14 protein-coding genes, 2 tRNA genes and 3 rRNA genes are annotated in these 23,420 nt (G+C 46.2%); 8 read left to right on the top strand and 11 right to left on the bottom strand.

Annotated features, from left to right (window positions below; genetic code table 11):
- The first annotated feature begins 477 nt into the window (after window positions 1-477).
- Entirely contained in the window at window positions 478-1,554 is a 1,077-nt protein-coding gene (glpQ, locus tag WDV75_RS01945; protein ID WP_189759581.1) for a glycerophosphodiester phosphodiesterase, read from the top strand.
- A 73-nt stretch (window positions 1,555-1,627) separates the two neighbouring features.
- On the opposite strand, the gene epmA is transcribed toward glpQ, so the two are convergent.
- Window positions 1,628-2,605: an elongation factor P--(R)-beta-lysine ligase gene (gene epmA / locus WDV75_RS01940; RefSeq protein ID WP_273571097.1), complete on the bottom strand. Its 978-nt coding sequence runs from the start codon at window positions 2,603-2,605 to the stop codon at window positions 1,628-1,630.
- Window positions 2,606-3,206: 601 nt separating this feature from the next.
- Between epmA and frdA the strand changes: the two genes are divergently transcribed.
- Genes frdA through frdD form a run of 4 tightly spaced genes read left to right on the top strand, consistent with a single transcriptional unit; the run spans window position 3,207 to window position 6,510 of the window.
- The gene (gene frdA, locus WDV75_RS01935) at window positions 3,207-5,003 is read left to right on the top strand and encodes a fumarate reductase (quinol) flavoprotein subunit (protein ID WP_273571098.1); all 1,797 of its coding nucleotides are present in this window, start codon (window positions 3,207-3,209) and stop codon (window positions 5,001-5,003) included.
- Window positions 4,996-5,730, top strand: coding sequence for a succinate dehydrogenase/fumarate reductase iron-sulfur subunit (locus WDV75_RS01930; RefSeq protein WP_273571099.1), 735 nt, complete (start codon window positions 4,996-4,998; stop codon window positions 5,728-5,730). Before frdA ends, WDV75_RS01930 begins: the two co-directional genes overlap by 8 nt.
- A gap of 14 nt (window positions 5,731-5,744) precedes the next feature.
- Entirely contained in the window at window positions 5,745-6,140 is a 396-nt protein-coding gene (frdC, locus tag WDV75_RS01925) for a fumarate reductase subunit FrdC (RefSeq protein WP_189759585.1), read from the top strand.
- A 13-nt stretch (window positions 6,141-6,153) separates the two neighbouring features.
- Window positions 6,154-6,510: a fumarate reductase subunit FrdD gene (gene frdD, locus WDV75_RS01920; RefSeq protein ID WP_273571106.1), complete on the top strand. Its 357-nt coding sequence runs from the start codon at window positions 6,154-6,156 to the stop codon at window positions 6,508-6,510.
- 77 nt (window positions 6,511-6,587) lie between these two features.
- Here the strand turns inward: frdD and WDV75_RS01915 are convergent, their stop codons facing one another.
- The 4 genes from WDV75_RS01915 to WDV75_RS01900 all read right to left on the bottom strand — a co-directional run bounded on the left by WDV75_RS01915 (window position 6,588) and on the right by WDV75_RS01900 (window position 12,993).
- On the bottom strand, window positions 6,588-8,690 hold the full coding sequence (locus tag WDV75_RS01915) for a TonB-dependent receptor domain-containing protein (protein ID WP_273571100.1): 2,103 nt from the start codon (window positions 8,688-8,690) through the stop codon (window positions 6,588-6,590).
- Window positions 8,691-8,784: 94 nt separating this feature from the next.
- Window positions 8,785-10,557: an acetyl/propionyl/methylcrotonyl-CoA carboxylase subunit alpha gene (locus tag WDV75_RS01910; protein ID WP_273571101.1), complete on the bottom strand. Its 1,773-nt coding sequence runs from the start codon at window positions 10,555-10,557 to the stop codon at window positions 8,785-8,787.
- Window positions 10,554-12,182, bottom strand: a complete 1,629-nt coding sequence (locus tag WDV75_RS01905) for a 5-oxoprolinase/urea amidolyase family protein (RefSeq protein ID WP_273571102.1) — start codon at window positions 12,180-12,182, stop codon at window positions 10,554-10,556. Before WDV75_RS01905 ends, WDV75_RS01910 begins: the two co-directional genes overlap by 4 nt.
- Window positions 12,183-12,225: 43 nt before the next feature.
- Window positions 12,226-12,993, bottom strand: coding sequence for a LamB/YcsF family protein (locus WDV75_RS01900; RefSeq protein ID WP_273571103.1), 768 nt, complete (start codon window positions 12,991-12,993; stop codon window positions 12,226-12,228).
- Window positions 12,994-13,412: 419 nt separating this feature from the next.
- Here WDV75_RS01900 and WDV75_RS01895 point away from each other — a divergent pair, with 419 nt between their 5' ends.
- On the top strand, window positions 13,413-14,078 hold the full coding sequence (locus WDV75_RS01895) for a GntR family transcriptional regulator (protein ID WP_273571104.1): 666 nt from the start codon (window positions 13,413-13,415) through the stop codon (window positions 14,076-14,078).
- 55 nt (window positions 14,079-14,133) lie between these two features.
- On the opposite strand, the gene rrf is transcribed toward WDV75_RS01895, so the two are convergent.
- The 5 genes from rrf to WDV75_RS01870 all read right to left on the bottom strand — a co-directional run bounded on the left by rrf (window position 14,134) and on the right by WDV75_RS01870 (window position 19,199).
- Window positions 14,134-14,249: ribosomal RNA gene (gene rrf, locus WDV75_RS01890) — 5S ribosomal RNA — on the bottom strand.
- A gap of 89 nt (window positions 14,250-14,338) precedes the next feature.
- Window positions 14,339-17,249: ribosomal RNA gene (locus tag WDV75_RS01885) — 23S ribosomal RNA — on the bottom strand.
- A gap of 169 nt (window positions 17,250-17,418) precedes the next feature.
- A tRNA-Ala gene (locus WDV75_RS01880) sits at window positions 17,419-17,494 on the bottom strand.
- A gap of 20 nt (window positions 17,495-17,514) precedes the next feature.
- Window positions 17,515-17,591 (bottom strand) — tRNA-Ile (locus WDV75_RS01875).
- A gap of 66 nt (window positions 17,592-17,657) precedes the next feature.
- Window positions 17,658-19,199, bottom strand: a 16S ribosomal RNA gene (locus WDV75_RS01870).
- Together the 16S, 23S and 5S rRNA genes with 2 tRNA genes alongside form the textbook arrangement of a ribosomal RNA operon.
- Window positions 19,200-19,788: 589 nt before the next feature.
- On the opposite strand from WDV75_RS01870, the gene purH reads away from it, so the two are divergent.
- A complete protein-coding gene (gene purH / locus WDV75_RS01865) occupies window positions 19,789-21,378 on the top strand; it encodes a bifunctional phosphoribosylaminoimidazolecarboxamide formyltransferase/IMP cyclohydrolase (protein WP_273570673.1) in 1,590 nt (529 codons plus the stop codon).
- A 30-nt stretch (window positions 21,379-21,408) separates the two neighbouring features.
- Window positions 21,409-22,704, top strand: coding sequence for a phosphoribosylamine--glycine ligase (gene purD / locus WDV75_RS01860; RefSeq protein ID WP_273570671.1), 1,296 nt, complete (start codon window positions 21,409-21,411; stop codon window positions 22,702-22,704).
- Between the two features lie 29 nt (window positions 22,705-22,733).
- Here purD and WDV75_RS01855 read toward each other — a convergent pair whose 3' ends face one another.
- The gene (locus tag WDV75_RS01855; RefSeq protein WP_337927178.1) at window positions 22,734-23,408 is read right to left on the bottom strand and encodes a DUF1481 domain-containing protein; all 675 of its coding nucleotides are present in this window, start codon (window positions 23,406-23,408) and stop codon (window positions 22,734-22,736) included.
- Window positions 23,409-23,420 lie beyond the last annotated feature (12 nt).

Raw genomic sequence — 23,420 nt, 5'->3', positions numbered from 1 at the left:
AATAAAAAAGCCATCTTATAAATAGGTTTTCATAATACTGAGAGTATCAGATGTTGGAGTTCCTTACCCCGCGCGGAGCGCGGGGTAAGGAATACTCCTATCATTTTGAAACGCTATTTATAGTGATTTTGTTAATTTAATAACAGCCAGAATGAAACGGGATATAAACAGAGCTTAGAGAAAATTTTTATGTCATAAAACTGTGACATACTGCTGATAAAATTAATATTCAGGATTGTGTTATACGCATTAAACTTCAATTTGCAATTTACGACACGATATGAAACCTGACTTCTCCCCGCTTCGCGGGGAAAAGTCACACGCATCTTGAAGTTAGATGGGTATATGTCATTATTTTCTATAAAAATCGACTCGAATGATCACCCTATTTTTCTGGCGACTCACGAAAAATCAGCAAGACAGTAAGTAACCTAATTTTTTGTTTAAGACTTTTATTAGAATAAATGGAGAACCTCAATGCAGACACCTATTAAGGCTATTATGGCGGGTATTTTGTTAGCATCATCTATGTCAGGTATTGCACATGCAGCAGATAAGATTGTTATCGCCCATCGTGGCGCTAGCGGTTATTTACCCGAACACACATTACCCGCTAAAGCAATGGCCTATGCACAAGGCGCAGATTATCTTGAGCAAGATCTGGTTATGACCAAAGATGACCAGCTCATTGTACTGCACGATCACTATCTTGATCGCGTAACGGATGTCGCAGAACGTTTCCCAAACCGCGCCCGTGCTGACGGTCGCTATTATGCGATCGACTTTACCCTGCCAGAAATTAAGTCACTGAAATTTACGGAAGGTTTTGATATCAAGGATGGCAAAAAAGTCCAAAGCTATCCCGGACGTTTCCCGATGGGTAAGTCAGATTTCCACATTCATACCTTTCAGGAAGAACTGGAGTTTATTCAGGGCCTGAATAAATCCACGGGTAAAGATATTGGCATCTACCCTGAAATCAAGGCGCCGTGGTTCCATCGTCAGGAAGGCAAAGATATCACCCGCAAGGTGCTGGAAGTTCTGAAACAGTATGGTTACACCAAAAAGAGCGATAAAGTTTATCTGCAATGTTTTGATGCCAATGAACTTAAACGCATCAAGAATGAACTAGAGCCGAAATTGGGGATGGATCTGAAACTGATTCAGCTTATCGCTTACACTGACTGGAACGAAACCTACGAACAAAAGTCAGATGGTACATGGCAGAATTATAGCTATGACTGGATGTTTAAACCTGGCGCGATGAAAGAAGTCGCAAAATATGCTGATGGAATTGGTCCTGATTACCATATGCTTATCGCCAGTGACTCTACGCCAAACCACATTAAATTAACTGGCATGGTAAAAGAGGCTCACGCCAGCCATCTGGCGGTACACCCGTATACCATCCGTATCGATCAATTGCCAAAATATGCCACCAGCGGCAACCAGTTGTTTGATATCGTTTTCGACAAGGCTAATGTCGATGGGGCATTCACAGATTTCCCTGATTTGGCAGTGAAGTTCCTGAGAAAACACCACGAACATAAATAATCAGTGCAAATAATGTAGAAAAACCGAGGAGCAGTCTCGGACTGCCCCTCGGCTAATGACGTAAATGATTTTGCTACGAGATCCCCACAGGAAAAGCAATAACCTCACTAATCCGTTCAGCACCCAGTGCCAGCATAATCAAACGATCAACCCCTAATGCTACACCTGCACATTCAGGCATTCCGTGAGCAAGGGCAGCAAGCAGGTATTCATCAATTGGCTGAATCGGCAAGCCCATCACTTCACGCTTACGGTTATCCTGTTCAAAACGAAGACGTTGTTCATTGCTATCGGTCAGTTCGCGAAACCCATTCGCCAACTCCATACCTTTAAAATAGACTTCAAAACGCTCCGCAACACGGTGATCTTCCTTGCTGATTTCTGCCAATGCCGCTTGAGAGGCTGGGAAGTGATAAATAAACGTCGGTTTTTCAATGCCGATCTGAGTTTCTACCCCCATGACAAAAAGTAACTGCAATAAGGTATCCCGATCTTCTTCCTGATCAGCGATATTGCTGAGATCGAGTTTCGCCGCAACTTCACGCAATTTTTCTTTGCTTGCGGTAAGGGGATCAATATCCAGATATCGCATAAAAGCCTGCTGGTAAGACAGCGATTCAGCACTTTCACAATCCAGGATCTGCTGCAACAGATCATCGACTTCGTTCATTAAGCGATACATATCGTAGTGTGGGCGATACCACTCCAGCATGGTGAACTCTGGATTATGATGACGACCCGCTTCCTCATTGCGGAAACTTCTCCCCATCTGATAAATGGAACCACTGCCAGCTGCCAGCAGACGCTTCATGTGGTATTCAGGGCTAGTCATCAAGTACAGAGTCAAGCCATCTGCCGCTCCCGGTCCAACGAACTGTGTCTGGAAAGGGACCAGATGAACGTCGGTGACAGTCGCCTGACTCATAGCAGGTGTTTCAACTTCCAACACCCCACGATCTGCGAAAAAGCGCCGTATTTCTGCTAAAATCTCTGCCCTTTTCAATAAATTGGCGATAGGGGCACTTGGCTGCCAATTCGCGTTTTCGTTCATATTTCTATGACTCCAAAATAAAGCAAAACGCGCAGTTTACCTTCATCAAGCTTACCAGACAATTCATTGTCCTCAATTTCTTTATATCTTTATTCTTTATTCCCAATGAATTTCAAGTTGCAGCTTACAAATCAATGTGATTGTTTATATCTCCCCACTACGCGGGGAGATATAAGACGCATCTTGAAAGGCAATTGGTATACACTTAATTTTTTAATTTGCGGAACGATTAACTCTATTTGTTATTCATTTATTTATAAATAAAAAAACTTAATTAAAATTATTTTTGCTCTCTTAATAGATATACACATGCAACTTCAAGTTACAATCCGCAAGACAAGGCGAGACCTTATATTTCCCCGCTACGTGGGGAAATATAACACGCATCTTGAAGTTAGATTGGTATATAACCCATCTCGGTATAATGATGAATTGATTAACCACAATATTTAGATCAGTAAAAACATGCGTTAGATCACGTTTTACTGGCAAAATCCAGCAAAACCCGCATCCATATCAAAATTACTTCCGACACTCTTCGCTATAATTAAGCCATAAAAAAATAGTAGATTGACGCTCACTTGAACAATGGAGAAGAGCAGTGCAAACCTTCAATGTCGACCTCGCGATTATCGGAGCCGGTGGTGCAGGGCTACGAGCTGCCATCGCTGCTGCTGAAGCCAATCCTCAACTCAAAATCGCCTTGCTCTCAAAAGTGTATCCTATGCGTAGCCATACTGTGGCCGCAGAAGGCGGATCCGCCGCTGTCACTCAGGCACACGATTCCTATGATTTTCACTTCAATGACACGGTATCCGGTGGGGACTGGCTATGCGAACAAGATGTAGTTGAGTATTTCGTCAAGCATTGCCCGACAGAAATGATCCAACTAGAGCAGTGGGGCTGCCCGTGGAGCCGCAAGGATGATGGCTCTGTGAACGTGCGTCGTTTCGGAGGCATGAAAATTGAGCGCACATGGTTCGCCGCCGATAAGACGGGTTTCCATATGCTCCATACACTGTTCCAGACTTCGCTCAAGTATCCACAAATCCAGCGCTTTGATGAACATTTTGTCCTCGATATTTTGGTGGATGAAGGGCAAGTACGCGGATTGGTTGCGCTGAATATGATGGAAGGGACGAAAGTTCAGCTCCGCGCTAATGCAGTCATTATGGCAACTGGCGGGGCCGGACGTGTGTACCGTTATAACACGAATGGCGGCATTGTCACGGGTGATGGTATGGGAATCGCATTCCGTCACGGTATCCCATTACGCGATATGGAATTTGTGCAATATCACCCAACCGGCCTGCCTGGTTCCGGTATTTTGATGACCGAAGGCTGCCGTGGTGAAGGCGGGATTCTGGTGAACAAGGAGGGTTATCGTTATCTACAGGATTATGGTCTGGGGCCAGAAACGCCTCTTGGACACCCTGAAAACAAATATATGGAATTAGGCCCGCGTGACAAAGTGTCGCAGGCGTTCTGGCATGAATGGCAGGCAGGCCGCACTATCGCAACACCGCGTGGCGATGTAGTGCATCTGGATCTGCGTCATTTAGGTGAGAAAAAGCTGCTCGAACGCCTGCCTTTTATCTGTGAACTGGCAAAAGCCTATGTCGGCGTTGATCCGGTCAAAGAGCCAATCCCTGTTCGTCCAACGGCACATTACACTATGGGCGGAATCGAAACGAATCAACAGTGTGAAACTCGCATCAAGGGATTATTCGCTATCGGTGAATGCTCTTCTGTTGGTTTGCATGGTGCAAACCGCCTCGGCTCTAACTCGCTGGCTGAATTAGTTGTCTTTGGCCGCCTGGCCGGTGAAGAAGCAGTCAAACATATCCAGGAAGTGAAACCCGCCAATAATAGCGTATTGGATGCTCAATCTCGTGATGTTGAAGATAAACTCAATCAATTGCTGAACCAGAAAGGTGGTGAAAACTGGGCGAAAATCCGCGATGAACTGGGAACCGCCATGGAAGAAGGCTGCGGAATTTATCGTACACCAGAATTAATGCAAAAAACCATTGATAAAATTGCCGAACTGAAAGAGCGTTTCAAACATATCGGAATTAGCGACCGTTCCAGTGTATTCAATACCGATCTGCTTTACACCATTGAATTAGGATTTGGTTTGGACGTTGCTGAATGTATGGCGCATTCTGCCATGAATCGCAAAGAGTCCCGCGGAGCCCACCAGCGTCTTGATGAAGGCTGTACCGAACGTGATGATACGAATTTCCTGAAACATACACTGGCGTTCTATAACCCAGAAGGTGCCCCACGTCTGGAATACAGTGATGTGAAGATCACCAAATCTCAACCTGCGAAACGTGTCTATGGGGGGGAGGCGGCTGCACAAGAGAAAAAACAGAAGGAGCAAGCGAATGGCTGAGATGAACAATTTGAAAATGGAAGTCATGCGCTATAACCCGGAAATTGACAGTGAGCCCCATTTCGTCACTTATGAAGTGCCTTATGATGAACAAACTTCACTACTGGATGCATTGGGTTATATCAAGGACAATCTGGCGCCTGACCTCTCCTACCGCTGGTCCTGCCGCATGGCAATCTGTGGCTCCTGCGGCATGATGGTAAACCGTGTACCAAAACTGGCCTGTAAAACATTCCTGCGCGATTATGCTCAAGGAATGAAAGTCGAAGCACTAGGTAATTTCCCCATTGAGCGGGATCTGGTTGTGGATATGACTCACTTTATTGAGAGCCTGGAAGCTATCAAGCCTTATATCATTGGCAATAGTCGCAAACCTGCCGATGGCCCAAATGTGCAAACACCTGCTCAGATGGCAAAATATCATCAATTTTCTGGTTGTATCAATTGCGGCCTGTGCTATGCCGCCTGTCCTCAATTTGGCCTGAATCCTGAATTCATTGGGCCTGCCGCAGTCACGCTGGCACATCGCTATAATCTTGATAGCCGCGATCACGGCAAGAAAGAACGTATGCCGCAAATCAACAGCGATAATGGCGTCTGGTCTTGCACTTTTGTCGGTTACTGCTCTGAAGTGTGCCCGAAACATGTTGATCCAGCCGGTGCGATCCAACAGAGCAAAGCAGAAAGCGCCAAAGATTTTCTTATCTCCATGCTGAAACCACAATAAGGGAGGAGAGAGTAATGACAACAAAACGTAAGCCTTATGTGCGTGGTATGGAAGCTAACTGGTGGCGTAAACTCGGTTTTTATCGCTTTTATATGTTGCGTGAAGGAACGTCCATCCCCACCGTTTGGTTCAGTGTCCTGGTACTTTACGGCTTGTTTGCCCTGAAAGGTGGCCCTGAAAGCTGGGCAGGATTTGTCTCTTTTCTGCAAAATCCACTGGTATTGCTGATTAATATCATTACCCTGCTGGCTACTTTGCTGCATACCAAAACCTGGTTTGAGCTGGCGCCCAAGGCACTCAATATTATCGTTAAGAATGAGAAAATGCCGCCAGAGCCGATTGTCAAGCTGCTATGGACAATCACGATTATTGCTACTGTCGTGATCCTCGGCGTAGCCCTGTTTTTCTAACCCCAAGGAGGAGCTGATGAATCAAGTACCTAAACGTTCCGATGAACCGATTTTCTGGGGGCTATTTGGTGCTGGCGGTATGTGGAGCGCGATTGTTGGACCAGCAATCATTCTACTGCTGGGTATTTTGCTGCCACTGGGATTGGCGCCAGAAGCGCTTTCTTATGAACGTATCCTGACCTTTTGCCAGAGTTTTATTGGCCGCATCTTTTTACTGTTGATGATTAGCTTGCCTTTATGGTGCGGTTTGCACCGCCTGCATCATGGTATGCATGATCTGCAAATCCCTATTCCCGCCAGTAAATGGGTGTTTTATGGCGCCGCCGCAATTTTGACTGTTATTGCTTTAATCGGGATTTTTACGCTGTAATTGAGAATCAGGAAAAAGTCTGCGGATCAACCGCAGACTTGTTATAAAAGGTATTTGAAACCTTTAAGATATGTTGATTAGAACTTATAAGAAATTGTCGCTTTATATGTGCGCCCTTTCTCTTCTTGTCCTGGTGTTGTACCCAAGTAGTAAGAATGTTCTCTGTAGCGCTTATCGAACATATTATCGATACCAAACAGGAGTTCAGTATTTTTAAATGCTCCTGTTTTTGGCGCCCAAGAGACATACATATTACTTACGCCATATCCTTGTTTATGTACATCAACAATAATGGCTTCTTTCTTATCATTTGTGTCTTTACCTTTTGAGTTCTTTGACAGAACAAAGCGGGTATTCCAGCCGAGTTCAATGTCAGTGGTATCAAATAAGTAACTACCGCCTACGGTAATAGAGTCACCCACTGATGGCCCAAACTCTAATCCTCTGGTAAAAGCCTTATCAAACAGTCCATTACCTTCAATAATCTTATTGTTGACTTTGGCATAAGTGGCTTTTAAAGATAAATTATCCAGTTTATAGCTCGTCGCTAATTCAAACCCTTGCAGTCTGGCTTTCGGGATATTATGCAGCTCATTTTTGGCTAAAGTTGTAGACAGGTTTTTAAAGTTTGTTTGGAATACTTTACCTAATACAACCAGCGAGTCATTGTCAGTAAAGATACCAGAATAAGTACCTGCCACACCCGTTTCCAAGTTATAACCCGTTGTTGCTTTCAGGTTATTACTATGGTTGCTTATGCCCCTACCCAGCTCTTTACCTAATGGCCCTCTAAATAATTCGGTATAGTTGGCAAATAATGTTGTGGACGCCCCAAACTCGTATTTTAATCCGAGTGCTTTTGAAAAGTAAGCATAAGTTCGGTCAAAAGATTCATGATTATTAATGGTATGATATTTGTAGTGATCCCATCTAACACCCGGTATGATGTGGAAATCAGCTAATTGAATATCATCCTCTAAATAAACAGCTGATGCATTTCCTCTTTCTGTTTCTTTTTTATATGCATTCTCTTTTACATCCGTATATCCCATTCTGGTATCAAAATATTCATATCCATAAGTTAAAGCATGAGCTAACTTTTGGGTATCAAAACTAGAAATATTACGAACTTTAATACCTTGAGTTTTAACAAAACTATCGAATCCTTTCCCATTTCCGCTTACAGACTTCATATGGGTAGAGGTCTGTTCTGTATGATAAGCGGTTAGTTTTAAATCAATCAGATCATTATCAACTGGCGCATATCCATAAATGATACTGTGGGTATCACGATCAATAGCGTACTTCGCTTTATTTCCGTTATTTACTTTAGGGCTGACATCATTACCAAAATTTAACCTATGATTGGTTACCGCATCATTTTTATAATGTTCTTTTGATACATTAATATACTGTTCATCTGTCAGATTAAATTTCGCTTTTAATAAGTAATTTAATAACCTTCCATCTGTCGGGATTGGATCTCGCCCGCTATTATCTCTGCCAGATTTAGAGTCGTGCATATTGCGATGGGTAAAGTAACCTAATAAATCAGCAGCACCCAATCGACCATAGGTTGCTAAAGATTGTTGGAATTCAGAACCATTGCTTGAGTAGTTTAATTTTCCTTTAGCGCCAAAAAGTTGTCCAGGCTCTAACAGATCACCGGCATCAACAGTCTCAAATTTTAATGCACCACCAAGAGCACCGATATCGTGGGTAATACTGTTACTACCGACCTTGATATCAACTTGCTTCAACATTTCAGGATCGATGCCATAATTTCCTGCATGGTGGAAGTGATACCCTTCTTGCCTTGCGCCATCAATCGTCACGTTGATGAATTGATCATCCATACCACGGATTTTAAAACGTTGTCCTAAAGCGCTGGGGTGACCGGCTTGTACGCCCGGTACATTCTTTAAAATTTCACCGACACTTTGTGCTTGTTTAACTCTGATTTCATTACGGCTAACTTTTCTATCTTCTGGGGCATCTTGGCCATTGTTATCCGCAATAACAACCAATGTATCGCTAGTATTAGTCGATTTCTTAGTCGTATTTTCAGCATTTGCAAATGCGTTGGTAGAGATAGCGACTGTCAGCATAGATGCGGACATCAAAGGAACACACAGGCCACTTTTCGCCAGGCTAGCGTAAATTTTGGTAATTTTAGACATTTATTTTCAAGCAAAAATACTATTGAGAAGCATTATTATTTACATTTCTAAGAGAAATGTAAATAACTTTAAAGACGAACATAGGGTATATTAATTACTCACTTATGTTAGCCAAAACACTTCCTGCATCCTGATAATCCCCTGCCTGAGAACAGAATGTGATTTTTCCTGAACGATGAGCATTGATTTGTATTTCCATTTTCATCGCTTCCATCACTGCAATTACATCGCCTTCACTAACTTTCTCACCTTCTTTAACCATCCAAGAATGCAAGATACCGGAAATAGGCGCTTTTACCTGACAAGGATCTTCCAGCAATTTTTCCTTTATCACAGACGACGAAAGCGGCTGTTCACCCACAGGGGCTAAATGCGCCAATAAATCCAATGGCAATCCCAATTCATGCCTGCGGCCATCAATCTCAATAAAAGTACGGGTAATATTTTTATCTGCAAGTGGAAACTGACGTAATGAAGCCTCTAGTTCATTTACGAAATCTGTTTCAATCCAGCGGGTATGGACATTGAATTTATCACCAGAAATAAAATCAAGATGCTCCATTACTGCTTGGTGGAAAGGTAAAACAGAGGCTATCCCACGGATCTTAAACTCATTCAATGCCCGACGTGCCCGAACAATGGCCTGTTCTCTACTTGCTCCTGTGACAATTAATTTTGCCATTAGTGAATCAAAAGTTGCCGGAATTGTAGAACCATTAATCACTCCAGAGTCCAGACGAATACCAGGGCCAGCCGGCGGAATAAATTCGGTGATTGTGCCTGATGTTGGCAAGAAACCTTTAGCCGCATCTTCCGCATTAATACGAAATTCAAACGAATGCCCTCTTGGGATCGGTGTTTCTTGAATACTTAATGGATAACCTTCCGCTACTCGCAACTGCTCGATAACCAGATCAATACCTGTTGTTTCTTCTGTTACTGGGTGTTCTACTTGTAAGCGAGTATTTACTTCCAGAAAAGAAAGCGTGCCATCTGCGCTCAGTAAAAATTCTACTGTACCCGCTCCCACATAATTGGCTTCCTCACAAATGGCTTTTGCCGACTGATGAATACGTTCTCGTTGTTCCTGAGTTAAAAATGGCGCGGGCGCTTCTTCCACTAACTTTTGATTACGGCGTTGTAAAGAGCAGTCACGGGTGCCAAGTACCACAACATTACCCTGCTTATCCGCAATAACCTGTGCTTCGATATGGCGTGGCTTGTCCAAAAATCGCTCAATAAAGCATTCACCACGGCCAAAAGCCGCTGTCGCCTCACGTACCGCTGAGTGATAAAGTTCTGCCACTTCATCCATGCGCCAGGCAACTTTCAAGCCTCGTCCACCACCACCAAAAGCCGCTTTGATGGCAATCGGCAAGCCATGTTGCTCCGCAAAAGCAACAACCTCCTGTACATTTTTGACTGGCTCGGATGTCCCAACAACCAGCGGCGCTCCCACTTTCTGGGCTATCTTACGCGCCTTAACTTTGTCTCCCAGCTCATCAATCGTTTCAGGATTAGGGCCAATCCAAGTTAAGCCAGCTTCAATCACTGCCTGAGCAAATTCCGCTCGCTCAGACAGAAAACCGTAACCTGGATGCACCAGGGTTGCACCAGCTCTCTTCGCTATTTCCAACAAACGAGGAATATTGAGGTAAGTGTCTGTAGGGCTATTCCCTCCTAAAGAATAAGCCTCATCAGCCAGTTGGACGTGTTGTGCGTTGATATCGGCATCCGCATAAACAGCGACTGTCTGTACTCCATAATCGCGGCAAGCTCGAATGATCCGAACAGCAATTTCACCACGGTTGGCAATCAACACTTTCTTATTCATTTTGTTATTTAAAGGGTTCACAGTGGTGTTCATGGCAAATCATTACTCCCTTGAATTTCATGGAATTGGCTAATGGGGTTGAACCGAATTTTGGCATTAACGGGGATCTGGCCAGCAAGATCGAGGTGATAATCAGCGACTGAAGCGATAACTGGATATCCTCCGGTCAATGGATGGTCAGCCAAAAATAGTACCGGTTGCCCACTGGCTGGAATTTGTATCGCCCCTATGCATGTTCCTTCGCTGGGTAGTTCTTGTAACTTAATTCGCGATAGTGAGCATTTACCATTTAGCCTCAAACCAATCCGATTGGATTGAGGTGTTACCTGCCAAATCTGCTTGCTCAATAAGTCAATGGATTCTTGCGTAAACCAATCTGTACGAGGACCAAATAGGATATCCAATACGACGATTTTATCTCTATTTGGCATGTCAAAAGCCGGAGTCTCAGAGATGGATATCGCTGCACAGCGAGATGTTTCTCCGACAACTAATTTATCATTCATTTTTAATGGAGCCGGCCCAATATTGGACAACGTATCAAATGAACGACTGGATAAGATGGCTGGAACCGTAAAGCCTCCACGTACCGATAAATAAGAACGTATGCCAGCGACAGGAACACCCAACGAAATTTCGTCACCATCGTTTAAATCAATGGGTTGGTAAGTATTTACATGGAATATTTCACCCGATGGCGTTTTGATCTCTATTGGACATGAAGCTCCCGTAATTGCAACCAGCATCTGTCCATATGCGATTGCCTTAAACCCGCCCGAAACGATTTCCAGACAAGCCTGGTCAGAGGAATTGCCAACAATACGGTTTGCGCTGCGCAAGGCGCTTTTATCCATTGCACCCGATTCTGAGATCCCCGATTTTGCCTGTCCAACCCGCCCCAGATCTTGCAATAAGGTTAGTAATCCCACCGACAAAATTTCCAAATGGCAGGAATCCCCTGGAGTAAGAACCATGTTATGGTCCGATGTTTCAGGCAGGCTAATTTCTGTTTCACCAGTTTCAGGTAAACTGATTGTTGCAGGGTGACGCCCAACATCTCGAAAGTTAACACGATAACCCGGTTGCAATAAGGCCGGAGATGGGCGGGAAAGATCCCACATACGTTCAGTCGTAATACCGATAAGCTGCCATCCTCCGGGGCTTGTCTGCGGATAAATGCTGCTGAATTCCCCTGCCAATGCAACAGCACCTGCCGGAATGCGCGTTCTGGGGGTTTTGCGGCGAGGTATATTCCATTGTGAGGTTTTCGATACCATATAGGCAAACCCAGGGGCAAAGCCTGTGAAGGCAACGGTATATTCATTTTCGGTATGTTGCTGGATAACCTCTTGAACAGTACATCCCAATATTTCCGCAACCAGTGCGAGATCATCACCGTTGTAATGCACAGGAATTTCTATGCTTTTTCCCGTCGTATGACTGCGCTCTTGCAAATCCCGGCTACTGATTGCGGCTGCCAATTGTTGGATTGATATTTTTGTCGGTCGAAAACGAACCATCAGCGTTCTCGCTGCCGAAATAATTTCTTCAATCCCCAAAATAGGTGCCATGTTCAGTGAATCAAGCAGAGCCAATGTTTCTGCCAATCCACTCAATTCAACCATGATGGTATTGCTATTAACAGGTAAAAAACGCAAGGCGATCTCCTCAAATGATTAACCATATTAATGTGATCCATTCTTATGAATGAATAAATGGCTGAATAGTTATTCCTGCCTGCTGCAAAACGGTCTTAACCTGTTTTGCCATCGCTACCGCGCCAGGAGTATCACCATGCACACAAATTGAATCCGCCTGAATAGGGGTAAATTTGCCATCAATTGACTCAACTCCCCCTTCTGTCACCAATTGCAACATACGTTGAGCAACGAGATCCGCATCATGCAAAACAGATCCTGTTTCACGACGGGAGACTAATTCTCCTTGTGAGGTATAAGCACGATCAGCAAACGCTTCTGCTATGGTTCTCACACCTCTTTCCTGAGCTAATTTGAGAATGTTTGATCCCGCCAGACCAACTAACACAAGGTTAGGATCTATCGCCAGAATTCCTTCAATAACAGCAATTGCCTGATATTCGTCATTTGCAATCGTGTTATAAAGCGCGCCATGCGGTTTGACATAACTCACTTTAGTACCTGCCGCCGTGGCCAATCCTTGCAAAGCACCAATCTGGTAAATAACGTCAGCGGTAAGTTCATGACTGGTTATATCCATTTTACGCCGCCCAAAGCCAACCAAATCGGGATAAGAAACATGAGCACCTATCGTTACATTGTTTTTCTGCGCAGATTTCAATGTTTGCAAAATTCCAACCGGATCACCCGCATGAAAACCACAAGCAACGTTAGCACTACTAACGATACCCAGTATTTCTTCATCATGTCCCATGCGCCATTGACCAAAACTTTCGCCAAGATCACTATTTAAATCGATCGTTTTTATCATGATGATTTCCCTCAGCTGATTTCAAAAAACTCAAAGATTGAGCCGATAGACACGGCGCTCATGCACTATGTCAAAACATAATCTATTGTTTTTTAACAAAACCTACGTCTTTGTAAGACTAAAGAAACAGATTGTTTGATTAAAGTGAATATATTGTTGAACAATAAATAAGATCTGATGAGGAAATAAGCAAACAAATTTGTATTATCGATCTTCAAAATCCAATAGAGATCACTTTATTAACATTTTTCGTTGGATTTATCGTCAAGACGTACAAATTAGGTGCAATAGACACAATAATATTGCTCTATATTGGCTCTATAGTTGTAACTTGCTGGTTATCGGGGAATATGTGAAGATTCACTTTCGTATATGCTTTGAAGGTGCTTGTTATCAGCCATTAAATCTAACGGATAACTATGAAAAAAAACCATTCTCCCCAAATTTTGAGCAAAAGAATCGCTGAAACCATCAGAAATAAACTGGTTGTTGGGGAGTTATTACCTGGACAACGACTATCGGAAGCTGCGTTGAGTGAACAGCTTGAAATTTCACGGAATACATTACGTGAAGTGTTCCGCCTTCTCACGCAAGAAGGGCTGCTGAAACATGAACCTAATCGTGGCGTGTTTGTTGCAACGCCCGATATCGCATCTATTATTGATATCTATCGAGTACGGCAGTTAATTGAATGTCAGGCGCTTGCTCAGGCTTATCCAATGCATCCCAGTGTTGCCAAAATGAAACAAGCTGTTGAAGCCGCCCAACAATGTCGCGAGCAACAAGATTGGATTAGCGCCGGAACAGAAAATATGCACTTTCATGCCGCAATCGTAGAATTAACTGATAGTGATAGGGTGATCGCTTTCTATCACAATATTTCCGCAGAACTGCGTTTGGCTTTTGGTATTTTGAATGATCCTGAGCTTTTGTATGCACCTTATATCGATAAAAATGCACATATTCTGGAATTACTCAATTCAGGAAAAAATGATCAAGCAGCCAGAGCAATGAAAGAGTATCTGGAATTATCAGAAAGGGCGATATTGGCCGCTTATACACGCAAAAATAATCGAACATCCTAAAAAATTAAACGCAAAAAAGCCATCCGGTGACGGATGGCTTCTCTGACTAATTGATGTCTGGCAGTGCCCTACTCTCACATGGGGAGACCCCACACTACCATCGGCGCTACGGCGTTTCACTGCTGAGTTCGGCATGGGGTCAGGTGGGACCACCGCGCTATTGCCGCCAGACAAATCCTGTTTTCAATCCCGAACAAGCTGCTTTTCTACGCTGAAACCCGTCTCTCTCTTTCCACTCCCGAAAACCCCTTCGGTGTTGTCAGGTTAAGCCGCACGGTTCATTAGTACCGGTTAGCTCAACGTCTCGCAACGCTTACACACCCGGCCTATCCACGTCCTCGTCTCGAACGTTCCTTCAGTACCCTCAAGGAGTAAGGGAAGACTCATCTTAAGGCAAGTTTCCCGCTTAGATGCTTTCAGCGGTTATCTCTTCCGCACTTAGCTACCGGGCAGTGCCATTGGCATGACAACCCGAACACCAGTGGTGCGTCCACTCCGGTCCTCTCGTACTAGGAGCAGCCCCTTGCAATCTTCCAACGCCCACGGCAGATAGGGACCGAACTGTCTCACGACGTTCTAAACCCAGCTCGCGTACCACTTTAAATGGCGAACAGCCATACCCTTGGGACCTACTTCAGCCCCAGGATGTGATGAGCCGACATCGAGGTGCCAAACACCGCCGTCGATATGAACTCTTGGGCGGTATCAGCCTGTTATCCCCGGAGTACCTTTTATCCGTTGAGCGATGGCCCTTCCATGCAGAACCACCGGATCACTAAGACCTACTTTCGTACCTGCTCGAGCCGTCACTCTCGCAGTCAAGCTAGCTTATGCCTTTGCACTAACCTCACGATGTCCGACCGTGATTAGCTAACCTTCGTGCTCCTCCGTTACACTTTGGGAGGAGACCGCCCCAGTCAAACTACCCACCAGACACTGTCCGCAACCCGGATAACGGGCCGGCGTTAGAACATCAAACATTCAAGGGTGGTATTTCAAGGATGGCTCCATGCAGACTGGCGTCCACACTTCACAGCCTCCCACCTATCCTACACATCAAGGCTCCATGTTCAGTGTCAAGCTATAGTAAAGGTTCACGGGGTCTTTCCGTCTTGCCGCGGGTACACTGCATCTTCACAGCGAGTTCAATTTCACTGAGTCTCGGGTGGAGACAGCCTGGCCATCATTACGCCATTCGTGCAGGTCGGAACTTACCCGACAAGGAATTTCGCTACCTTAGGACCGTTATAGTTACGGCCGCCGTTTACTGGGGCTTCGATCAAGAGCTTCTCGCCGAGGCGATAACCCCATCAATTAACCTTCCAGCACCGGGCAGGCGTCACACCGTATACGTCCACTTTCGTGTTTGCACAGTGCTGTGTTTTTATTAAACAGTTGCAGCCAGCTGGTATCTGCGACTGGCCTCGGCTCCGGAAGCAGGTTCCTTCACCTAACGCCAGCGTGCCTTCTCCCGAAGTTACGGCACCATTTTGCCTAGTTCCTTCACCCGAGTTCTCTCAAGCGCCTGAGTATTCTCTACCTGACCACCTGTGTCGGTTTGGGGTACGATGGACCCGAATCTGAAGCTTAGGGGCTTTTCCTGGAAGCGGGGCATCAGCAACTTCAGCACCGTAGTGCCTCGTCATCGTGCCTCAGTGTTGTGGCTCACCGGATTTGCCTGGTCAGCCCACCTACACACTTAAACCGGGACGACCGTCGCCCGGCTTGCCTAGCCTTCTCCGTCCCCCCATCGCAATTCGGGCCCGTACAGGAATATTAACCTGTTTCCCATCGACTACGCTTTTCAGCCTCGCCTTAGGGGTCGACTCACCCTGCCCCGATTAACGTTGGACAGGAACCCTTGGTCTTCCGGCGAGCGGGTTTTTCACCCGCTTTATCGTTACTTATGTCAGCATTCGCACTTCTGATACCTCCAGCCCACCTCACAGTGGACCTTCAACGGCTTACAGAACGCTCCCCTACCCAACGACACGTTGTGTCGCTGCCGCAGCTTCGGTGCATGGTTTAGCCCCGTTACATCTTCCGCGCAGGCCGACTCGACCAGTGAGCTATTACGCTTTCTTTAAATGATGGCTGCTTCTAAGCCAACATCCTGGCTGTCTGAGCCTTCCCACTTCGTTTCCCACTTAACCATGACTTGGGGACCTTAGCTGGCGGTCTGGGTTGTTTCCCTCTTCACGACGGACGTTAGCACCCGCCGTGTGTCTCCCGTGATAACATTCTTCGGTATTCGCAGTTTGCATCGGGTTGGTAAGTCGGGATGACCCCCTAGCCGAAACAGTGCTCTACCCCCGAAGATGAATTCACGAGGCGCTACCTAAATAGCTTTCGGGGAGAACCAGCTATCTCCCGGTTTGATTGGCCTTTCACCCCCAGCCACAAGTCATCCGCTAATTTTTCAACATTAGTCGGTTCGGTCCTCCAGTTAGTGTTACCCAACCTTCAACCTGCCCATGGCTAGATCACCGGGTTTCGGGTCTATACCCTGCAACTTAACGCCCCGTTAAGACTCGGTTTCCCTGCGGCTCCCCTATACGGTTAACCTTGCTACAGAATATAAGTCGCTGACCCATTATACAAAAGGTACGCAGTCACCCTGATAAATCAAGGCTCCCACTGCTTGTACGTACACGGTTTCAGGTTCTTTTTCACTCCCCTCGCCGGGGTTCTTTTCGCCTTTCCCTCACGGTACTGGTTCACTATCGGTCAGTCAGGAGTATTTAGCCTTGGAGGATGGTCCCCCCACATTCAGACAGGATAACACGTGTCCCGCCCTACTCATCGAACTCACAGCCTGTGTCTCTTCGTGTACGGGACTATCACCCTTTACTGTGCGCCTTTCCAGACGCTTCCACTGACACACACACTGATGCTGGTTCTGGGCTCCTCCCCGTTCGCTCGCCGCTACTGGGGGAATCTCGGTTGATTTCTTTTCCTCGGGGTACTGAGATGTTTCAGTTCCCCCGGTTCGCCTCATTAACCTATGGATTCAGTTAATGATGGTGCAACGGATTGCACCGGGTTTCCCCATTCGGACATCGCCGGCTGATAGCGCTTCATATCAGCTCACCGGCGCTTTTCGCAGATTAGCACGTCCTTCATCGCCTCTGACTGCCTAGGCATCCACCGTGTACGCTTAGTCGCTTAACCTCACAACCCGAAGAAGTCTTCCGGTCGGAGTGTTGAGAGTTTCATCAATGTTAATTCCATAACATTGACGGTTTCAAATTTTCAGCTTGTTCCAGATTGTTAAAGAGCCATAATTTCACAACACACCACGTTTGATGCGTTCTGAAATCATTCAAGTCAAGAAGAGTCATGGTGGAGCTAAGCGGGATCGAACCGCTGACCTCCTGCGTGCAAGGCAGGCGCTCTCCCAGCTGAGCTATAGCCCCATGTCACCGGACAGCAAAATTGGTAGGCCTGAGTGGACTTGAACCACCGACCTCACCCTTATCAGGGGTGCGCTCTAACCACCTGAGCTACAAGCCTATTTCGTTTCCGTCTCTTCTTTTATCAGACAATCTGTGTGAGCACTGCACAATCACTATCGTTTGGTAAGGAGGTGATCCAACCGCAGGTTCCCCTACGGTTACCTTGTTACGACTTCACCCCAGTCATGAATCACAAAGTGGCAAGCGCCCTCCAAAAGGTTAAGCTACCTGCTTCTTTTGCAACCCACTCCCATGGTGTGACGGGCGGTGTGTACAAGGCCCGGGAACGTATTCACCGCAGCATGCTGATCTGCGATTACTAGCGATTCCGACTTCATGGAGTCGAGTTGCAGACTCCAATCCGGACTACGACAGACTTTATGAGGTCCGCTTGCTCTCGCGAGGTCGCTTCTCTTTGTATCTGCCATTGTAGCACGTGTGTAGCCCTACTCGTAAGGGCCATGATGACTTGACGTCATCCCCACCTTCCTCCGGTTTATCACCGGCAGTCTCCCTTGAGTTCCCACCCGAAGTGCTGGCAACAAAGGATAAGGGTTGCGCTCGTTGCGGGACTTAACCCAACATTTCACAACACGAGCTGACGACAGCCATGCAGCACCTGTCTCACGGTGCCCGAAGGCACTTCCGCATCTCTGCAGAATTCCGTGGATGTCAAGAGTAGGTAAGGTTCTTCGCGTTGCATCGAATTAAACCACATGCTCCACCGCTTGTGCGGGCCCCCGTCAATTCATTTGAGTTTTAATCTTGCGACCGTACTCCCCAGGCGGTCGATTTAACGCGTTAGCTCCGGAAGCCACAGCTCAAGGCCACAACCTCCAAATCGACATCGTTTACAGCGTGGACTACCAGGGTATCTAATCCTGTTTGCTCCCCACGCTTTCGCACCTGAGCGTCAGTCTTCGTCCAGGGGGCCGCCTTCGCCACCGGTATTCCTCCACATCTCTACGCATTTCACCGCTACACGTGGAATTCTACCCCCCTCTACGAGACTCTAGCCAACCAGTCTTAGATGCCATTCCCAGGTTAAGCCCGGGGATTTCACATCTAACTTAATTGACCGCCTGCGTGCGCTTTACGCCCAGTAATTCCGATTAACGCTTGCACCCTCCGTATTACCGCGGCTGCTGGCACGGAGTTAGCCGGTGCTTCTTCTGTGGGTAACGTCAATCACAGGGTGTATTCGACCCTGTGCCTTCCTCCCCACTGAAAGTACTTTACAACCCGAAGGCCTTCTTCATACACGCGGCATGGCTGCATCAGGCTTGCGCCCATTGTGCAATATTCCCCACTGCTGCCTCCCGTAGGAGTCTGGGCCGTGTCTCAGTCCCAGTGTGGCTGGTCATCCTCTCAGACCAGCTAGGGATCGTCGCCTAGGTGAGCCATTACCCCACCTACTAGCTAATCCCATCTGGGTTCATCCGAAGGCGTGAGGCCCGAAGGTCCCCCACTTTGCTCCTTAGAGATTATGCGGTATTAGCCACCGTTTCCAGTGGTTATCCCCCGCCCTCGGGCAGATCCCCAGACATTACTCACCCGTCCGCCGCTCGCCGGCAGGAAAGCAAGCTCTCCCCCGCTGCCGCTCGACTTGCATGTGTTAGGCCTGCCGCCAGCGTTCAATCTGAGCCATGATCAAACTCTTCAATTAAAAGTTTGATGCTCAAAGAATTTCACTGTTAGTTCATAATGAATTAACTGCTTAGTCACTCTTTAAGACTTGAATCTTTTTTGCCTTGCGGCAATTCGATAGTCTCTTGCGAGTGCCCACACAGATTGTCTGATTAACTTGTTAAAGAGCATTGGCAACCGGAAGCGTCTTCCGGGTTGCGAGGCTGCGTATCTTACGCTTTTCGCCTTGAGAGTCAAGCGATTATTTTCCCTTTTCTCTCACCGGCCTTCGCGGCTTGTTTCAGCTCAGCGTCGGTCAGTGGTGGCGCATTATAGGGAGTTTTTCGGCGCTGGCAATAGTTTTTTTTGAAATAATTATCGCTTGATGAATTACACAGCAAAACACTGCTTTATACCTACATATGCACAGATTTATCCACAAAGTGATATTTTGATAAAATTTATCGAGCATCACGCAAACGTTTTCGTTACAATCTGCGAAGGAAAAATCACCAAGTGTTTTTTCAGATTGTTTTGAAATGTTATTGCAGAAATCATTTTTTTCTCTCAATCAGTGGATTTTCCCCAATAGCACATTCTTGTTTTATGAAATTCAAGGGATCACACCAATGCAACAGCTTCGTCCAATCCGCCGTGCCCTGCTAAGTGTTTCTGACAAAGCGGGGGTTGTTGAATTTGCCAAAGCCTTATCCAATCGCAGTGTCGAACTGCTTTCAACGGGAGGCACTGCTCGTCTGCTGGCCGAAGCAGGATTGAATGTCACCGAGGTTTCTGACTATACAGGCTTTCCCGAAATGATGGATGGGCGTGTCAAAACACTCCATCCTAAAATTCATGGCGGCATTTTGGGTCGGCGTGGATTAGATGATGAAGTGATGGGACAACACCAGATTTCACAGATTGATATGGTGGTTGTTAACCTTTATCCCTTTGCTCAAACCGTAGCGAAACCCGATTGCTCTCTGGAAGACGCAGTAGAGAATATTGATATTGGCGGCCCAACAATGGTTCGCTCCGCGGCTAAAAACCACAAAGATGTGGCGATTGTTGTCAATAGCCAGGATTACGACAAAATTATTGAGGAGATGGACAACAATCAAAATTCACTGACACACTCCACTCGCTTTAATCTAGCCATCAAGGCGTTTGAACATACCTCCGCTTATGACAGCATGATTGCCAATTATTTTGGCAAGTTGGTTCCGCCATATTATGGCGAAACTGATCAGCCATCAGGACGTTTCCCCCGCACGCTGAATCTCAACTTCATTAAAAAGCAGGATATGCGTTATGGTGAAAACAGCCACCAAGATGCCGCTTTCTATATAGAAGACCAAATCGCAGAAGCTTCAATTGCTACGGCAGCCCAGTTACAAGGTAAGGCACTTTCTTATAACAATATCGCAGATACCGATGCCGCACTGGAATGTGTAAAAAGCTTTTCCGAACCAGCTTGTGTCATTGTCAAACATGCCAATCCTTGTGGCGTTGCGATTGGTTCTGATATCCATACCGCCTACGATCGCGCCTTTAAAACCGATCCTACTTCCGCATTCGGTGGCATTATAGCCTTCAACCGTGAACTCGATATCAACACCGCTCAGGCCATTATTGAACGTCAATTTGTTGAGGTCATCATTGCGCCTTCCGTTAGTGAAGCAGCACTGCCAATTCTGGCAACAAAACAAAATGTCCGCGTTTTGGCGTGTGGTGAATGGCATTCTCCGGTTGCCGGCTTGGATTTCAAACGTGTCAACGGCGGTTTGCTGGTCCAAGATCGCGATTTAGGTATGGTGACAAACGATGATCTGGTTGTTGTCTCCCAACGTCAGCCAACGGAACAAGAAATGCAGGATGCTCTGTTTTGCTGGAAAGTTGCTAAGTTCGTCAAATCCAATGCGATTGTTTATGCCAAGGATAATATGACCGTTGGTATTGGAGCCGGACAAATGAGCCGTGTTTACTCTGCCAAAATCGCCGGCATTAAGGCAGCAGATGAAGGATTGGAAGTTCAGGGCTGTGCCATGGCTTCAGATGCATTTTTTCCATTCCGTGATGGTATTGATGCCGCAGCCGCTGTAAGTGTGAGCTGTATTATCCAACCTGGTGGCTCCATTCGTGATGATGAGGTGATTGCCGCTGCCAATGAACACGGCATCGCCATGATTTTCACTGGCATGCGCCATTTTCGCCATTAACAACTTATGTCTTATTAATAGGAGCTCCAGATGAACATATTAGTTATTGGCAGTGGCGGAAGAGAACATGCATTAGCCTGGAAAGCAGCACAATCGCCTCTGGCAAACAAGGTATATGTCGCACCAGGTAACGCAGGTACTGCGTTGGAAGCTAATTTAGAAAATGTGGACATTGCCGCGACTGATATTGAAGGGTTACTGGCATTTGCCCAAGATAATGATATTGGCCTAACCATTGTGGGGCCTGAAGCGCCACTGGTTATCGGTGTAGTTGATGCTTTCCAACAGGCAGGGCTGACTATTTTCGGCCCGACAAAAGCGGCCGCGCAATTGGAAGGTTCCAAAGCCTTTACTAAAGATTTTCTTGCCCGCCATCATATACCTACAGCGGCCTACCAAAATTTCACAGAAATTGAACCCGCACTGGCTTATCTGGAAAAAGTAGGCGCGCCAATCGTTATCAAAGCCGATGGTTTAGCTGCCGGTAAAGGTGTAGTCGTTGCTACAACCCTGGAAGAAGCACAAAACGCGATCAAAGATATGCTGGCAGGTAATGCATTTGGTGATGCTGGGCATCGTATTGTCATTGAAGAATTTCTGGCAGGAGAAGAAGCCAGTTTTATTGTTATGGTGGATGGCAAAAACGTGGTTCCGATGGCAACCAGTCAAGATCACAAGCGCGTAGGTGACGGTGATACAGGGCCAAATACCGGAGGAATGGGGGCTTACTCCCCCGCTCCGGTAGTCACAGATGAGATCCATCAGCGAGTGATGGAAAAAATCATTTACCCCACAGTGGAAGGAATGGCGGCTGAAGGCCATACCTACGTTGGATTTCTGTATGCGGGATTGATGATTGATAACCAAGGTGAACCGAAAGTGATCGAATTTAACTGTCGCTTTGGTGATCCCGAAACCCAACCTATCATGATGCGTCTACGTTCTGATTTGGTCGAACTGTGTCTTGCCGGAGCTAAAGGTCAGTTAGGTGAAAAAACCTCTGAATGGGACGCCCGTCCTGCTTTGGGCGTTGTACTGGCGGCGGGCGGTTATCCGGCCAGTTATACCAAAGGTGACGTTATCAGTGGGTTAGAGAAGTCTGATGCCGATGAATCTGACACCAATGAAAAAGTCTTCCACGCAGGGACAGCCCTTAAAGATGAAAATATTATCACCGCGGGCGGGCGTGTCTTATGTGTTACTGCCTTAGGTTGCGATATCGCAGAGGCCCAGAAAAAAGCCTATCTGAGAGCCGGACAAATCGACTGGGAAGGGTGCTTTTATCGTAAAGATATTGGCTACCGAGCCATTGCCCGTTTGAAATAGCTCAACCTCAACCGACGAAAATAACAGAATTACAGCTTATCTTTCGTCGGTTCCCAACGACAAAAATCATCATTGGCGACCAACAATAGCTTTTTACCTTCAGGCGAATCCAACCATGCAATAGTCAGTAAACCGGAGCTATTGCTTTGCCTTTCTTCGAGCCATTTTTGCGCATGAGGCCCAAATTCAATGAATAATTGTTTTCCTAAGCAGGTGGTCACTCGTCCATTCTGCCAATGCCCTTGCAGCAACTTAACCTTATCAGCAATTAAAGCGTCACTGATTTTTTCTATCTGCTTAGCGTCAAATTTCAGACGAGTCACATCATCATCGGACAACGGTTCATTGCGTTTTTGTAATTGCCGTAGCTTGAAAATGACAGAATTATCCTGAGAAATACGTAATGTCTCTACAATGGGTGGATTATCAAACACATTGCGGCGAATTTGCCACAAGCTGCCATGACGATATTCGTAGAAAGTCACAATCGTATCTTTATTATGGGGAGCTTTATTGTGGTAGGGGCTGTAAACACTCATGATAACCTGAGGCTTACTGTCTTGATCGTTTAAACGCCATAAACGAATCACGCCGTTATCGGTCACAAAACCACTGGCGCTGAAAAGCGGGGTTGTTGGCTGAATCGAACAGGCGCTGAGCAAAGAGATGAACCCTAATGCTAACAGCCCCTGTAGAATCAACAAAAGGGGTTTATT

Source organism: Xenorhabdus griffiniae (assembly GCF_037265215.1).
Lineage (GTDB): Bacteria > Pseudomonadota > Gammaproteobacteria > Enterobacterales > Enterobacteriaceae > Xenorhabdus > Xenorhabdus griffiniae.
Note: the sequence above shows the minus strand (reverse complement) of the source record. Positions and strands in the feature narration are given on the sequence as shown.

Excerpts from the sequence above, each read along its gene's own strand:
- glpQ (WP_189759581.1), top strand. The coding sequence starts at position 478 with ATGCAGACACCTATTAAGGCTATTATGGCGGGTATTTTGTTAGCATCA.
- epmA (WP_273571097.1), bottom strand. The coding sequence starts at position 2,605 with ATGAACGAAAACGCGAATTGGCAGCCAAGTGCCCCTATCGCCAATTTA.
- WDV75_RS01930 (WP_273571099.1), top strand. The coding sequence starts at position 4,996 with ATGGCTGAGATGAACAATTTGAAAATGGAAGTCATGCGCTATAACCCG.
- frdC (WP_189759585.1), top strand. The coding sequence starts at position 5,745 with ATGACAACAAAACGTAAGCCTTATGTGCGTGGTATGGAAGCTAACTGG.
- WDV75_RS01915 (WP_273571100.1), bottom strand. The coding sequence starts at position 8,690 with ATGTCTAAAATTACCAAAATTTACGCTAGCCTGGCGAAAAGTGGCCTG.
- WDV75_RS01910 (WP_273571101.1), bottom strand. The coding sequence starts at position 10,557 with ATGAACACCACTGTGAACCCTTTAAATAACAAAATGAATAAGAAAGTG.
- WDV75_RS01900 (WP_273571103.1), bottom strand. The coding sequence starts at position 12,993 with ATGATAAAAACGATCGATTTAAATAGTGATCTTGGCGAAAGTTTTGGT.
- WDV75_RS01895 (WP_273571104.1), top strand. The coding sequence starts at position 13,413 with ATGAAAAAAAACCATTCTCCCCAAATTTTGAGCAAAAGAATCGCTGAA.
- purH (WP_273570673.1), top strand. The coding sequence starts at position 19,789 with ATGCAACAGCTTCGTCCAATCCGCCGTGCCCTGCTAAGTGTTTCTGAC.
- purD (WP_273570671.1), top strand. The coding sequence starts at position 21,409 with ATGAACATATTAGTTATTGGCAGTGGCGGAAGAGAACATGCATTAGCC.